The organism is Ulvibacter sp. 2305UL32-6 (assembly GCF_058148545.1).
The window spans coordinates 206870-223267 of record NZ_JBYVKA010000001.1; the positions used below are offsets into that span (position 1 = coordinate 206870).

A 16398-nucleotide genomic window follows, 5' to 3' on the forward strand; every position below is an offset into this window, starting at 1 on the left:
CTTTCTAAGCTAGCAGGCGTAAAAGCTTTAGGAATATTTTGTTTAAATGAACAGTACGTTTCGATTTATAAAAGATTAAATATACCCTCTAAAAGATTCTTGGATTGAATTGTTCTTCGCTTTTCTTTTCTGCTCGCTCAAAAGCAACCACTAACAAGACACCCATTATAAGTAACATTCTAGCAATATGCACGGCTACATTTCCGTAGGCAAACTCGTAATAGGCAATTCCGCGAAAAACTTCCGCAAAGATAATCGCGAAAACAAACAACACCAAAAGCAGCGAACTACGCGAACCGTGACGATGATTATATAACAATGATAAAAATCCTGTAACCACCACTGCCATGGCACCTAAGAGCATAAAGAGATAATGCGACTTACTTAGTGTAAAATCACGGATCATTTGAACAAACTCAATTAACAAATACCCGTTAAACAGTATCATTACCAAAAATATCAACAATAGTGACCTACTCATACTGCGAAAACTAACTTTTGGCCATAAGGCTAAAATTAAAAATACAAACGCAATAAAATTAAGCGCCATAGATAATGTTGCTACAAGTGCATTTTCATACCAAACTGTTGTAAAACTTGAGGTTCCGTAGAAAACAAGAAAAAGAAGAATAGATAAAGAAATACTCTTAGATCGAAAAAAGAACAAAAAACCAAGAGCAGAAAAACAAACACCCCCCCGCATGGCCCTAAAGAGCTGCAATTCACCCTTGTAAAAAAAGTAAAAGCTTAGCGCAAAAAAAACAATGGCCAAAATAAAATACAATGGATTATGTTTTCCTAAGAGCCGTTTCACAAGTTATTATTTATACGGAAGTAAATTACTTCACAAAAATCAAGTGTAGGTAAAAATGCCAAACTCACTTTTTATGGAGAGGGTTTTTTCTTCGGAAGCCTCAACACGGCCAACAATTTGAGCATCCACATTGAAAGTTTTAGAAATCTCAATAATTTTTGAGGCCGTTTCTTCTGAAACATACAACTCCATTCGATGCCCCATATTAAATACTTGATACATTTCTTTCCAATCAGTACCACTCTCCTCTTGGATCAATTTAAATAATGGCGGTACTGAGAACAGATTATCTTTTATAATGTGCAGATTCTTGACAAAATGAAGCACTTTGGTTTGAGCCCCACCACTACAGTGAACCATACCATGAATTTGCTTACTATCGATCTTAGAAAGAATCTGTTTAATAATGGGCGCATATGTCCTTGTTGGCGAAAGCACCAATTTCCCAGCATTTAAAGGGCTATTAGCTACTGGATCTGTTAATTTTTTTGTTCCCGAATAGACGAGATCATCAGGGACAGCATGGTCAAAACTTTCTGGAAATTTCTTAGCTAAATATTTATTGAAAACATCATGACGTGCCGATGTAAGTCCGTTACTACCCATTCCCCCGTTATACTCAGATTCATAAGTTGCTTGACCAAATGAAGAAAGACCAACAATCACATCGCCAGCCTGAATATTCGCGTTATCGATAACTTCGCTTCTTTTCATACGAGCTGTTACCGTTGAATCAACGATAATAGTTCGCACCAAATCCCCAACATCGGCTGTTTCACCACCAGTAGCATGGATCTCAACTCCAAATTTTGCAAGATCTTCGATCAGTTCTTCAGTTCCATTAATGATAGCTGAAATAACTTCTCCAGGAATAACGTTCTTATTTCTACCAATAGTTGATGACAATGCTATATGATCAACTGCTCCTACACATAGGAGGTCATCGACATTCATTATAAGCGCGTCCTGAGCGATACCCTTCCATACAGAAAGATCTCCCGTTTCCTTCCAATACATATAAGCCAAAGACGATTTTGTTCCTGCGCCATCGGCATGCATAATAAGGCAGTAGTCATCATCACCAGTTAGGTAATCGGGTACTATCTTACAGAAGGCCTGTGGAAAAAGGCCTTTATCAATATTTTTGATTGCATTGTGCACATCCTCTTTGCCGGCCGAAACACCTCGTTGCGCATAACGTTTTGAAATTTCTTGACTCATGGTATCTAAATTCTAACTACAAAAGTAAGGAATGCAAAAAACGCCTCGAACTATCGAAGCGTTTTTTATTTGTATTTTATTAACTGTTATTCCCAATCGGGCATAGTAGCATTGGTAAAAACCTTTTCTCTCGCACCGGTATCATCGAAACGGACTATATAAATATCTAAGTCTGAAATTTGATCATTTGAACCACTTGTAAAAATAACACCTCCTTCATCTGGAGTATATTTTACATCTAAGTCATTAAACCCAGCAGGCTTGGCTGTATCAATTTCAGTAGGTTCACTGTCACTAATCACATACTCATAAACCCTACTATCCAATCGTCTGTAATTTGGAACTTCATGGCCCGAATCATCATGTACATAGAGCACTTTCGTTCCATCAATTGAAAAGTCTATCCCGCCAATAGCTCCCGGCTTTTCTTCAAAAACAACATGCACTTCACTATCATTATTTGGATTAATAATTACGATACGAGCATCGTATCCAGCAGCGTTATTTGTTTTTATTGCGAGCAGATCGTTAACCTCGTTTACATCCACTTCTGTAATAAACGTTCCAGGTGCCGACTCGTAAATAGGGTCATTTCCTGTTCCTGATGCGTTGATCGAGAATAATTGATTAAAGTATGGATATATAATACGTTGACCGTTACGACTCCATGTGATGTCTATTTCGCTTTGTCTGAACCCAGCCACAGGAATGTCTGTAGTAAGTTGCCTTACATTTGTTCCATCTGGATCCATAACAAATAAATGCGTTTCTGCACCTACATCACGCAAGAAAGCGACTTTTCCTGAAATACTATTTTGTCTTGGACGGAAGCTGTTACTGTTTTCTGAAGTAATTTGAAATTCGTTTTCGTTAAATATCAGCTCATTACCATCACCCTCGTCAGTATCTGTTCCAGAAAAAATCACATTATTTCCACCAATTTTTCTCACGTAGAAAAATCGATTAGTACCTTCACCTGTGGTGCTAAATGTTCGTAAAGCACTTTTTACAGGTTCGTTTACATTATCTGTAGCCTCAACCTGCCAAACATATGTAGTACCTATACGCAGGTTTTCAACAGTAACCATAGTGTCTTGTTCTGTCTCGATAAGTAATATTTCATCGGTTGCCGTATTTCTTACTTCCAGAGTATAAAAAATATCATCATCATCTGGATCTGTAGAAGACCAAATAAAATCAATACTTGATCCTAAATCGGTAGCGCCGTCCTCTGGGGTATCTAAAACAGGTTCCTCTGGAGGTCTGTTGTTAGCTGTTGATTCAACCAATTCAAAAACCACGTTCACTTCGCGACCATCTATTACATTTGCGGCTTCAAAGCTAGTGATATAGCCATCCAAGTCGGCTTGAATAGCATATTCTCCAGCAGGTATATCTCTAAGTAGAAAAAGTCCGCCTTCACTTGTAAAGACAGTATTAGAAACTGGGCTGGTGGTAATTTTAACGTTCGCTAAAGGCGTATTATCTCCAGCGAGTACGACCGTTCCCGTAACATCACCAAATCCGTTTTGGCTAATGGGATCCTCGGAACAAGAATAGCAAAGGGCCAGAATGGCACAAACGCCAAGTATTTTTTTAAAAGTTTTCATTATTCTAAAGTTCTATCAAGTTGTTTGACTATGCTATTATCTTTTTTCTTTTCAAAGTTAAAATGTATTCCCAATCCAAAATTGAAATAGTAATCGTCTCTTTTACCATTGATCACTTTTTCGATATTATCGGTAAAGGTTAGGTTGTGATCTGCAAAGGCTCTTAAGCCCATTCTTTCAGAAAAATTAAAAAGCACCCCTAATCCGTATTGCAACGTTATTGCAGGTTCTACATTTGGATTCCCATTATTGCGCTCATCAAAATTTATCAACACTCCTGGACCTGCATAAACATAAGGCGAGAAGTCATCATAGGGTAAAATTACACCTTCTAAATTCAGTTTGATATCGGCAAAATTATCTTCAAAGGTTTCCCCACCTTCAAATTGGAGGTAGGTACCTTTAGCTGCAATATGCAGGTGATTGGTTACTTGTCTTGTATAGCCTAATCCTCCACCATAGCCAAATCGTTTCTTTTCCAAATCTCCACTAAAAAGAGGTGTACTGGCAGTTAGAGAAACCGAGTTCTTAAAATTATTGTCGAGTTGTTTTCTATCGTATAAAAGGCGTGATTCTTCCATCTCCTTTTCGTCTAGATAAGCTTTTACAAGTTCATCATCCTTTTCTTTACCCTCTTTTGTTTTCCATAGATTGCCTTGAATCCCTTCAACGATAAGAGATTCAACAGCTTTTTCAATAGCATCTTTCATAGCAAGTTGTACAGGTTCATTTTTAGTGAAGCCTGTTTCTACTTCAAGAAGTCTCTGAAAATTTACATAGCGAAATAGACTTGCATCAACCGCTTGAGACAGAATGGTTTTGGAAACATATACTGTCTTTAAAATTTTACCACTTGAAGTTGAGACTGCTCGTAGGTAAATGGTCAATCGGTCTTGTCTATACTGAGTAGAACCCCCAACACCAAAGTACCTTGCTCCTACTCCTCCAGTTAAAATATTAGAATCATACGAAACAACGCCGCCTTCCAGAAGAATCCCAGCATAGAGTAAAGGTGGTAATGTAGGTTCATTAGGGTTTTGATTTTTCCTGTAGTCATCTCGTGTTTGGCGTATAATATTACGCTCATTTAGTAGATTTTGTAGATTCTCTCTTTCAATGGGAGTAAACCATTTTGAATCCTCTAATGCCTTAATCAGCATGGTTGTTCCACCTTGTGACACAGCCGTACTAAAAGTACTTCCATTTTCAGTTGGCTTAAATTGACCCGTTTGATCCTTAAAATTATAAACCCCTACCACCACAGGTTCTTGCGGTAGTGGAAATTCCTTTAAAACAGTACTTTTAGGCGTTAGTTCTCCAGTTCGCGCATCCTGCTCACTGAGCGGCTGATTGAAATACGCACCACAACCGGCTAATAAAAAAAGTGCCATCGTGGCCGAGAATATTCTATATATAAAATTCATTTGCAACCAATCAATTAGGGACAATAATTTGAGATTGTTCTCCTGTGTTTGTATCTAAAATATTTATGACCAAGCCTTCTGCGGATTCAAAAATTTCAAGTGCTAAATCACCAAAATTAAAAGATCCTGGCTGCAGACCATTTGCCAATTGTGTATTTAATAAGGTACGAGAGATCTGACTTAAAAGTTGTCTGTTAAGATCATCTGCAAAACTTTCTAAACTAGATTCATCTGCATCATTAGCATTGGGATCTGTAAATGAGTTCTGAGAATTAGCCGAATTAAGCAGCCACGTATAGTTAAAAGTGTCTCCCCCAAAAGCTGGGTTTTTAGCTTTATATGTGAGTTGTTGCCCGAAGGCCGTACAACCAATAAAACAAATAAGTATTGTAATTATCGTTTTCATAATGATCAATTAATATCGTACTTGTACCGTCTTTTCTCTTTCCAATTTTTCAAAATGCGCAACCACTCGTTGTAATGAGAAATTTGCCATTTGCTGTAAAAAATCGCTTCTCGGGTTCACATTAAATTCAACAATTATACGTTCGGCAACTAAAACTTCAATTTTAGTATTGCGCCCTAATGAGAGCACCTCTTTTACAGTAACAATTTTGTCGCCATTAATATTATTGTTTCTATAACCATCCGTAAAGGCTTTATAAAAATCTCTTCCTGCTTTGGTCTTGGTGTCTTCGATCACAATTCCACGAAGTACTCCAATATCTTTCGCATCAACATCATTGATAATCTCAGCGAGTTCTTCTTTCTGAATAATACTTACATAATCGTCTCCTTCATCATTAAAAACCAATCGGTCTTTTCCTAAAATAGTATCGTAGAGATCGTAGATAAGCAATAAAATAATTACTTTATCATCTCCTTGAATACTCGCCGTTACTTTGGAAAGGTTCTTTTTTTCCAAAGGATTTAAAACAAACCTACCATTTTGCTCTTCTTTCGATTGATTGCCATCAACATCTGTTCGATTGACAGAAAGCACAAAGCGTAGGGTTTGACTGACATTGGTCTTGTTACGGGCCGATGCAACCACTTCAAGGATTTTATCAGATTCATTAATATTAATTTTCGCTTCAACTTCACTATTAAAACCCTGAGCTGCTGCTGGTATTCCCAAGCACAGCAAAGTAACAAATGTAAAGATCTTAATAAAAGGCATGCTATGAATTAGTTGAAGTTTCGAACGATAACCGTTTGTCCTTCGCCTTGCATATTCACTTTCAATTTTTCTGAAATAGAATTTTGCCCAAATAAGGTGAGATTTTGATTATTACCATTTTGAGACACCTGGACATCGTATTCTTTGGTCATGTAGTAATTTGAACTAGTAAATGTATTGTTGTTCCCATTTTGAACAATATTTTGTTCAAGGGATAATGCTTTTATGCTGGAAAAAATTCCATTATTATCGCCTAATTGCACTAGGCTGATATCTGTATTGGAGGAGTTAACCACTGAAGAAATGGTATTGTTATCACCTATCTGGCTGATAAAGACCGTATTTTGTTGTGCCGAAGATTGCATTGTTTTATTATATATGGCACTATTTTGATTGGAGAGAATATTTAATTGGGTATCTGCGTCTTGAAAACGCAATGCATCGACATTACCTGCGGTAGTTGTTTGAGCAATACTAGCGGTTAAACTTCCTAAAAAAAGTGCTAGCAATAAGAAAATATAATTAAACTTTTTCATGGTTTCAAATTTAATGTAAGATACTACATTCTTGGTAATCTGATTCTTACTTCTTGAAAAAATCCACTACGATTATGGACTTTTTAAAAACAAGTATAAGAGCATCTTTCGATGCCCTTATACTTATTAATTAACTTTACAATCTCTTAGTTACTTTGAGAAACATTCGAGTTGTTACCGTTACCAATTTGAGTTACAACACTTGTTTGGTTGTTACCTGTTTGGCCTACAATACTTCCGTTGTTGTTACCCATTTGCAACACGTCACTATCGTGCTCGAAACCGTTTTGGTTTACTACACTAGAGTTTTGGTTTCCTTGCTGATCTACGATAGACAAGTTACGGTCTCCAAACTGTTGTGTGTTACTATAGTTAGTATTACCTGTTTGATAAACACCTGAAACGTTATCATCTCCAGTTTGTCCAACTTGGCTGTTGTTAGCATTACCATCTTGATCTACATCAGAATAGTTGAAATCTCCAACTTGACCAACACTACTAATGTTAGTGTTACCATTTTGATCAACTTCAGATAAGTTAAGGTCACCTATTTGAGTAGTACCTGAACCGTTGTTGTTTCCAACTTGAGCAACATAAGACTGGTTGTCATCACCGTTTGAGAATAAGCTAGCTGAGTTTGCATTTCCATCCTGTAAAACAGTAGAGATGTTTCTGTCACCTAACTGATTCATAGAAGAACCGTTATAGTTTCCAATCTGATTTGTTTGACTCTGGTTGTCATCACCTGTCTGGTCCTCATCAGAGTTGTTGTGATCTCCAAACTGGTTGTTACGGCTATAGTTGTTATCACCTACTTGGTCAGTTCTTGAGTAGTTGTCATCTCCAGACTGCTGAATAACACCGATGTTATCATCTCCTGTTTGAACAATAGCCCCATCATTATCATCTGCTCCACCACCATCAAATAATTGGAATACAGCAGCTCCGTTACGATCTCCATTTTGAGTAATAGAAGACTTGTTACGGTCATTGTTTGCTGGCGTGTTACCAGTCCAACCTTGCCATGACTGCGCAGAGTTATCATTTCCTGTTTGAGAAACATCAGACTCGTTGTCATCACCTAATTGGTCAGTATCGCTTATGTTAGTATCACCTACTTGGTCAACATCAGAGTCGTTATTGTCTCCGCGAACATCTAAGTCTGCTGAGTTACCATCACCCGTTTGATCAACAGTACTAACGTTTGAATTTCCTCTTTGAACCATTAAGTTCATGTTACTGTCACCATCCTGGTCTGTATCACTCTCGTTATCATCACCTCTTTGGAATTCATCTGAATCGTTCATGTTACCATGTTGTTCTACATCTGAATCGTTATCATCTCCAATTTGACGTTGTGCAGATGTGTTATCATCACCATCTTGCCAGTTGTAAGCAACGTTGTCATCACCTGTTTGGTGAATATCTGAATCGTTTCTGTTTGAAGAACTAACAATATTGTAATGCTGATCTACGTGACCATCGTTACCGTTACCATCTTGTCTGATACGTAGCGTGTTATCATCATTGTTAGCACCACCAACAGTACCTTGGTGCCCTTGAGCATCATTGTTGTTTCCATTCTGAAGAATACGTGCTGCGTTACGGCTACCTGTTTGGATAACTTCACTATCATTCATGTTACCATTTTGGTCAACATCTGAACGGTTGTCATCACCATCTTGCCAAACACTACTTTCGTTTGAATCACCAATTTGATCAACTGCAGAACGGTTAGCGTTCCCTGTTTGGTCTGTATCAGAATCATTCAAGTCACCATCCTGGTTTACAGTAGAACGGTTGTCATCACCATTTTGAGTCATATCAGACTCGTTATTATCACCTGTTTGATCCGTTTCAGAACGGTTACGATCTCCAGTTTGATCTTCGTCAGAGTCATTATTGTCTCCCTCTTGATTTACATCAGAGCTGTTACGATCTCCTGTTTGGTCAATATCAGAATTGTTATCATCACCACGTTGCCCATTGTAAGCATCGTTATGATCACCCGTTTGAGAAACACTTGACGTGTTGTCATCTGAGTCACCACCCGTGGTATACTGATCAATGTGAGAATCGTTACGGTTTCCTGTTTGACGTACCGTAGCGTCGTTACGGTCATCACCAGTACTTAATCCATCAAAACCTTGGTGTACATCACTTTCGTTTCTGTTACCATCTTGAAGAACATCAGATGTGTTATCATCACCTAATTGTTGAACATCTGAATAGTTTCTGTTACCATCTTGTAACATAATAGATCCGTTTGTAGCACCTATCTGTAACACATCACTTTCGTTGTTGTTACCTAGTTGGTCTACATCTGAGTCATTCATCAATCCTATTTGGTCTACATCGGAATCGTTTCCGCTGCCAACCTGATTGACGTTTGAGTTGTTGAATTGCGCGAACATTACTGTTCCACACATCAGCGCAGCTGCGCTTAAAAGCACTTTTTTCATGTTAATATAAATTTAGTTAGTAAAATAAATTTTTAATATGTTATTAGTCAAATTGTTACATTTTTTAATATCCATTTAAGCATGGAATAACAAGTTCATAAGGCAATCATTGGGGTGATTGATAATAACGTAAGGAGAGTAAAATTTAAACTTGGTTAGTTGCTTATTTTCTACACATCAAATTTGCGAATTATTTTAGAAACAGATGTACGTACTTACACGTATAGAGCTGATTTTCAGTAATATTAGTAAGCCGTTTCCTACATTAAAATTGTGATTTTTTCGTCCATTTGCTGTCTCGTATCGATGAAATACACGAATTTAGATAAATTCATTAAATGTTAAAATTATGTTAAAATAAGTTATAGACTTTTGGGTTTCGACGAACGTTAAGCTATGTCCGATATAATGCGTGATGGAAATGACAGACTATTAAACCTAATACAATTTTGAAGTCTGTTTCTTACAAAAAAAGATGACCTAAAAATGGCTATAAATTGACCGTACGTGTTACAGTTAGCTTATAATCAGGAATTTTGCAAATGTCTTGGAAATTTCAAGATCACAAGATGCCTTTTCCTTAGACAAATATCTATTCAATATAATTTAACATATATGGCTCTAAAAATTCCGAGATAAAACCTGGCCTCTTAAACACCACTTTCAACTCGGTCTAAATATCAAAGGTCACCCGCACTATTCTTCTTTTCTTTAATACTTATAAGCATGCGATTTCCGAAGAAAGATGCCGGATCTTGTCTTCGACGACTAAGTAACAAAAGGGATGATGATAGAAAGGAAGACACAGGCCGATAGTTGGAAGCTGGGTGTTAAGTGCTGGGCGCCCCGTCTTCGCTATTTCTAATAACGGCAAGTGGGTGTTGGATGATTGCAGAATATAAAATGTATTATTCTTTAGCGCCTAGCGAGTTTATTTTCTGTACGGAAGCCATGCTACTTTTCGATAAATACAGAAAAAGTAGTATAAACAGTAAATAAAAAAGAGGCGCATCTTGCGACACGCCTCTTACATACTTATTTTACTAATAAGTGCTAACTCCTCTTAGTTGTTTTGTGAAACATTAGAGCCGTTACCGTTACCAATTTGAGTTACAACACTTGTTTGGTTGTTACCAGTTTGGCCTACAATACTTCCGTTGTTGTTACCCACTTGTAGTACATCACTATCGTGCTCGAAACCATTTTGGTTTACTACACTAGAGTTTTGGTTTCCTTGCTGATCTACGATAGAAAAGTTACGGTCACCAAATTGTTGTGTGTTACTAAAGTTAGTATTACCTGTTTGGTATACACCTGAAACGTTATCATCTCCAGTTTGTCCAACTTGGCTGTTGTTAGCGTTACCATCTTGATCTACATCAGAATAGTTAAAATCTCCAACTTGACCAACACTACTAATGTTAGTGTTACCGTTTTGGTCAACTTCAGACAAGTTAAGGTCACCAATTTGAGTAGTACCTGAACCGTTGTTGTTTCCAACTTGAGCAACATAAGACTGGTTGTCATCACCATTTGAGAACAATGTAGCAGTGTTAGCATTACCGTCTTGGTATACAGTAGAGATGTTTCTGTCTCCTAATTGGTTCATAGAGCTACCATTAAAGTTTCCAAATTGTTGTGTATCACTTTCGTTAAAGTCACCTGTTTGGTCCTCATCAGAATTATTGTTGTCACCTACTTGCAGTGTCAAACTAATGTTATCATCACCTACTTGATCTGTAGTTGCTGTGTTATCATCACCCGACTGTTGAATACGAGCTCCGTTTCTGTCTCCAGTTTGTGTTACAGCAGCGTCATTGTCATCTGCTCCACCTGCATCAAATAATTGGAAAATTACACCAATGTTATCATCTCCAGTCTGTGTTACAGAAGCCTCATTACGATCATTATTTAGACTAGTAAGACCTAAAATTCCTTGTGATATTTGAGCATAGTTACGATCACCTGTTTGTAAAACATCAGCTTCGTTATCATCTCCTAACTCTTCTACAAAACTAATGTTATTATCACCAAATTGATCTACATCAGAATCGTTACTTAATCCACGTTGCCCTACTGTAGAATCATTTGAATCACCTACTTGGTTTACGTCACTTTCATTATCATCACCTCTTTGAGACATCACACTTATGTTACCGTCACCTAATTGGTCGGTATCACTGTCGTTATTATCACCTCTTTGATTTTCGTCTGAGTTGTTGTTGTCTCCTGTTTGAGTAACATCAGAATCGTTATCGTCTCCTACTTGATCAAGATCAGAAATGTTAAAATCTCCTCTTTGACGAACATAAGCGCTGTTACTATCACCTACTTGACGTACGTTAGAGTCGTTATCATCAGATCCTGTTACGTCACCATTGATGGTATATTGATCTACGTGAGAATAGTTATCGTCACCTGTTTGAGTTACAACACTAGTGTTGTTATCATGTATTGAAGCTCCACTAAATCCTTGGTGTACCTCAGATTCATTATCGTCTCCTGTTTGAGTAACTCTAGAATCATTAGTATTACCTAACTGACTAACATCGCTTTCATTCTCATTACCTGTTTGAGTAACTCTAGAGCGGTTATCGTCACCTACTTGATCAACATCACTTTCGTTTTCGTCACCTGTTTGGGTTACAGCAGATCGATTCATGTTACCATCTTGATCAACATCACTTTCGTTATCGTCACCATCTTGGTCAACCGTAGAACGGTTGTCGTCACCTGTTTGAGTCATATAAGACTCGTTATCGTCACCTGTTTGATTTGTTTCAGAACGGTTACGATCTCCAGTTTGATCTTCGTCAGAGTGGTTATTATCTCCCTCTTGATTTACATCAGAATCATTACGATCTCCTGTTTGGTCAATATCAGAATTGTTATCATCACCACGTTGCCCATTGTAAGCATTGTTATGATCACCCGTTTGAGAAACACTTGACGTGTTGTCATCTGAGTCACCACCCGTAGTATACTGATCTATGTGAGAATCGTTACGGTTTCCTGTTTGACGTACCGTAGCATCGTTACGGTCATCACCAGTACTTAAACCATCAAAACCTTGGTGTACATCACTTTCGTTTCTGTTACCATCTTGAAGTACATCAGATGCGTTATCATCACCTAATTGTTGAACATCTGAATAGTTTCTGTTACCATCTTGTAACATAATAGATCCGTTTGTAGCACCTATCTGTAAAACATCACTTTCGTTGTTGTTACCCAGTTGGTCTACATCAGAGTCATTCATGAAACCTGATTGGTCTACATCGGAATCATTTCCGTTGCCAACCTGATTGACATTTGAGTTGTTGAATTGCGCGAACATTACTGTTCCACACATCAGCGCAGCTGCGCTTAATAATACTTTTTTCATAAGTAATAAATTTAGTTAGTAAAATTTTCTTATATCTGCACAATCCCTACGCTACCTAAACACGGTTCCGTCTAAAGCTTTGGCATGAATTGTATAAAATGTAGGGGAATTGAAACTTGGTTAGTTATTTTTTCTCCTACTTCAAAGATGCATAACTTTTTTCATGCTTATCTACGTACTTACACGTACCTCACTATTATTCAATGTCTTGCGTGGTATCTTTCCTACAAGGATTTTTAAATTTCGAAGTTAAAATGATCTAAAAATTCGATGAAATACCGAAAAATCGATAAACAGCAAAATGTTAATATTATGTTAATATTATTTACTTCTTTTACACCAAAGATGAAGTGTTTATTACTTCCGATAAACCGTGCTTTTTAAGGAGAAATCCTAACTTATATTAAAGGGCCAAAGCAGATCATGCCTATTTGTTCTTCCGTATGTTACTCTTTTATAATCACTTCGGAAATTTTAAAATGCTCAGGGGTATTTAATAACAAGCTACTCTCTAACTAACATATTCTTGTCGGTTGCATTTCGCCTAAACGTTCCGAAATACCAATCTTATATGACATTGACAATCTTGCTTGGTTTAGATCGCAAAGGTCGCTATCACTTCCTTTATATACTGCAATACCATCGAGCTTGTGATTTCCGAAGCAAATCCAACTAATTTATCTCAAAAAAAAGAGGCGCATCTTACGATACGCCTCCCTCACTAAAATAGTCAACAAATCACTACTAATCTTTAATTAGTTGCTCTGTGAAACATTTGAGTTGTTGTTGTTTCCTATTTGACTAACAACACTTGTTTGGTTGTTTCCTGTTTGACCTACAATACTGTGGTTATTGTTCCCTTGTTGTAACACAAGACTACCGTGCTCAAAACCATTTTGGTTTACAACACTTGAGTTTTGATTACCATCTTGAATTGTAAGCGAAAGGTTACGATCACCAAATTGTTGGGTATTGCTATAGTTTGTATTCCCCAATTGAATAGTCGCTTGAATATTATCATCTCCCGTTTGCCCAACTTGACTGTTGTTAGCATTTCCATCTTGATACACAACAGAGAGGTTGTTATCACCAACTTGACCAACACTACTGATGTTCAAGTTACCAATTTGGTCTACTTGTGAATAGTTCAAGTCACCTATTTGAGTAGTACCTGAACCATTGTTGTTTCCAATTTGACTAACATACGACTGGTTGTCATCTCCACTTTGGAACAAAGTAGCGCTGTTCGCGTTTCCATCTTGTGCAACTGTAGAAATGTTTCTGTCACCTAATTGGTTTACAGAGCTACCGTTATAATCACCAAGTTGTTCAGTATCTGATGAGTTATTATCACCATCCTGATCTACATCGCTATTATTGTTATTTCCACGAGATAATAAAAGTGCGAAGTTGGTATCACCACGTTGAAATACATCACTTCTGTTATCATCACCTCTTTGAGTCATATCATTTACGTTATAGTCACCAATTTGATCGGTATCGCTAAAATTAGAGTCACCCACTTGTAGTTCGGTTGAAGTGTTGAAATCTCCACGTTGAATAACTCCAGAACGGTTTAAATCTCCGTTTTGGCGTGTATCTGAGGCGTTATCGTCTCCTCGTTGATACGCAAACCCAGTATTTCGATCACCTGTTTGACGCATAGTTGCTTCGTTTCTATCAGAACCCATACCGTCTGGATCACCGTACTGCTGAATGAAACCTTTGTTTCTATCACCTGTTTGACGCACTAAAGCCGTGTTATCATCATTGATAGAGGCACCATCTCCTTGGTAAACTTCCGCTCTGTTTCTATTTCCTGTTTGAAATACTCTAGATCTGTTACGGTCACCATCCTGCTCCGTATCGCTTTCATTCATATCTCCTGTTTGTACAGTAAGTGCGTTGTTATCGTCACCAAATTGACGAACATCACTTTCGTTCATGTCGCCGATTTGAGCCACATTGGAACGGTTAGCATTACCATCCTGGTCAACATCACTATTGTTCAAATCTCCATCTTGATCAACAACAGAACGGTTAAAATCTCCATTTTGAGTCATATCAGACTCGTTATCATCACCTGTTTGATCTGTATTAGAAAAGTTATGGTCTCCGGTTTGATCTTCGTCGGCGTCATTGTTATCTCCTAACTGATCTACATCTGAATAGTTTCTATCACCCAATTGATCTTGTGTAGCGTTATTCATATCTCCTTCTTGAAGATTATATGCAGCATTAGAATTACCTGTCTGCGTAATAGCAGAAGTGTTATCATCTGATCCGTCTGCATCTCCATATTGATCAATATGCGCAATGTTTCTATTACCAACCTGCGTTACAGAAGCTGCATTGTTGTCGTTATTTGCTGGACTGAAACCAGTAAGACCCTGGTGTACATCACTTTCGTTTCTGTTACCATCTTGAAGTACATCAGATGTGTTATCATCACCTAATTGCTGAACATCTGAATCGTTTCTGTTACCATCTTGTAACATAATAGATCCGTTTGTAGCACCTAGCTGTAATACATCACTTTCGTTGTTGTTACCTAGTTGGTCTACATCTGAGTCATTCATCAATCCTATTTGGTCTACATCGGAATCATTTCCGTTGCCAACCTGATTGACATTTGAGTTGTTGAATTGCGCAAACATTACTGTTCCACACATCAGCGCAGCTGCGCTTAAAAGCACTTTTTTCATAAGTATAAAATTTAGTTAGTAAAATAATATTATGGAGTTTGAAGTAGCGTTTAACGTCATAGGACCAACACAAGGAGAGCTATCTAAATACGTACGCATCTTATCAAATTTGTTTAAAAAAGATATAGTCAAAGTAAAATTGCAACTTGGTTAATTGAATTATTTACACATCAAATGTCAACTACTTTCCTGTTCTGTAAAATACGTACATACACGTACGCCCCTATTTTTCAAAAATTTATTAGATTTTTTCTTACAACGGTTTTGAATTATTCAGCCAAATGGCAGAGTATGATCGACCAAAAGCACCAAACTCTGTTTATTTTATGAATGTTAATGTTTTGTTAAATAAAAAATTAACAATCGTCGTGACGATAAAACGTTATCTATCACCGCTTAAGGGCATCTTTTGAAAGAGGAATCCTACCCGTAATACCCTATAAAAAACAGATTTCGGCATTTTATCCTAAAATCTGTTCATTGCTAGAATTCTTATGATGAATTCAATAAACTTCAATAAGAGATATAAAATGGCAATTATGCTGTTGGAAATACAAAGCTCCCGTCAGTAATGTGGAGATAAAAAAGAGGCGCACCTTACGGCGCGCCTCTAATCTAATTATTCTACTACTAAATAAAACTGCTCTTAGTTGTTTTGATTAACATTAGAGCCGTTACCATTTCCAAATTTGTTTACATCACTGTGCTTAGTACGAGCGCAGCTGCGCTTAAAAGAATGAGACCCTTTTGAAATGCCGCTATCCATTGTATAAACGGACTAATTAAACCTGCTTAGTTATTCTATACCTTACTCAAAGATGAGAATTTTTTCTGTTTTATTTCTACGTATTTATACGTACATGTCTAAATATGAGTATATTATGTAGCTAAACACTTACTTAATTCGAACGGCTTATAGGTTAATCTCAAAACAAAAGCCGATAAAATACAAGAAAGCGGCATAATTATGAAGTGTTAATCTTATGTTAACATTTTTACCAATCTAAGTCTAAGCACTCATAATTAGGCCTCATTGTTTATGGATTTCTTCGGAAATGGAA

The 16398-nt window shown here is 37.2% G+C and carries 9 protein-coding genes and 1 pseudogene; all 10 read right to left on the reverse strand.

Annotated features, from left to right (window positions below; translation table 11 throughout):
* Positions 1-88: 88 nt before the first annotated feature.
* The 10 genes and pseudogenes from ACY2RU_RS01025 to ACY2RU_RS01070 all read right to left on the reverse strand — a co-directional run bounded on the left by ACY2RU_RS01025 (position 89) and on the right by ACY2RU_RS01070 (position 15337).
* On the reverse strand, positions 89-814 hold the full coding sequence (locus ACY2RU_RS01025; RefSeq protein ID WP_490136544.1) for a hypothetical protein: 726 nt from the start codon (positions 812-814) through the stop codon (positions 89-91).
* Positions 815-853: 39 nt separating this feature from the next.
* Positions 854-2035: an AIR synthase related protein gene (locus ACY2RU_RS01030; protein WP_490136545.1), complete on the reverse strand. Its 1182-nt coding sequence runs from the start codon at positions 2033-2035 to the stop codon at positions 854-856.
* Positions 2036-3381: 1346 nt separating this feature from the next.
* A pseudogene (locus tag ACY2RU_RS01035) lies at positions 3382-3645 on the reverse strand (carboxypeptidase-like regulatory domain-containing protein); the annotation flags it as partial.
* A complete protein-coding gene (locus ACY2RU_RS01040; RefSeq protein ID WP_490136546.1) occupies positions 3645-5036 on the reverse strand; it encodes a CsgG/HfaB family protein in 1392 nt (463 codons plus the stop codon). The pseudogene ACY2RU_RS01035 and the gene ACY2RU_RS01040, both read right to left, overlap by 1 nt.
* A 43-nt stretch (positions 5037-5079) precedes the next feature.
* Positions 5080-5475 carry a curli assembly protein CsgF gene (locus tag ACY2RU_RS01045; RefSeq protein WP_490136547.1) on the reverse strand — a complete coding sequence of 132 codons (396 nt, stop codon included), beginning with the start codon at positions 5473-5475 and terminating at the stop codon, positions 5080-5082.
* A gap of 9 nt (positions 5476-5484) precedes the next feature.
* A complete protein-coding gene (locus ACY2RU_RS01050; RefSeq protein WP_490136548.1) occupies positions 5485-6249 on the reverse strand; it encodes a CsgE family curli-type amyloid fiber assembly protein in 765 nt (254 codons plus the stop codon).
* A gap of 8 nt (positions 6250-6257) precedes the next feature.
* The gene (locus tag ACY2RU_RS01055; RefSeq protein ID WP_490136549.1) at positions 6258-6785 is read right to left on the reverse strand and encodes a hypothetical protein; all 528 of its coding nucleotides are present in this window, start codon (positions 6783-6785) and stop codon (positions 6258-6260) included.
* Between the two features lie 146 nt (positions 6786-6931).
* Entirely contained in the window at positions 6932-9247 is a 2316-nt protein-coding gene (locus ACY2RU_RS01060; RefSeq protein ID WP_490136550.1) for a beta strand repeat-containing protein, read from the reverse strand.
* A gap of 1063 nt (positions 9248-10310) precedes the next feature.
* The gene (locus tag ACY2RU_RS01065; protein WP_490136551.1) at positions 10311-12632 is read right to left on the reverse strand and encodes a beta strand repeat-containing protein; all 2322 of its coding nucleotides are present in this window, start codon (positions 12630-12632) and stop codon (positions 10311-10313) included.
* 755 nt (positions 12633-13387) lie between these two features.
* On the reverse strand, positions 13388-15337 hold the full coding sequence (locus ACY2RU_RS01070; RefSeq protein WP_490136552.1) for a beta strand repeat-containing protein: 1950 nt from the start codon (positions 15335-15337) through the stop codon (positions 13388-13390).
* Between the last annotated feature and the right edge of the window lie 1061 nt (positions 15338-16398).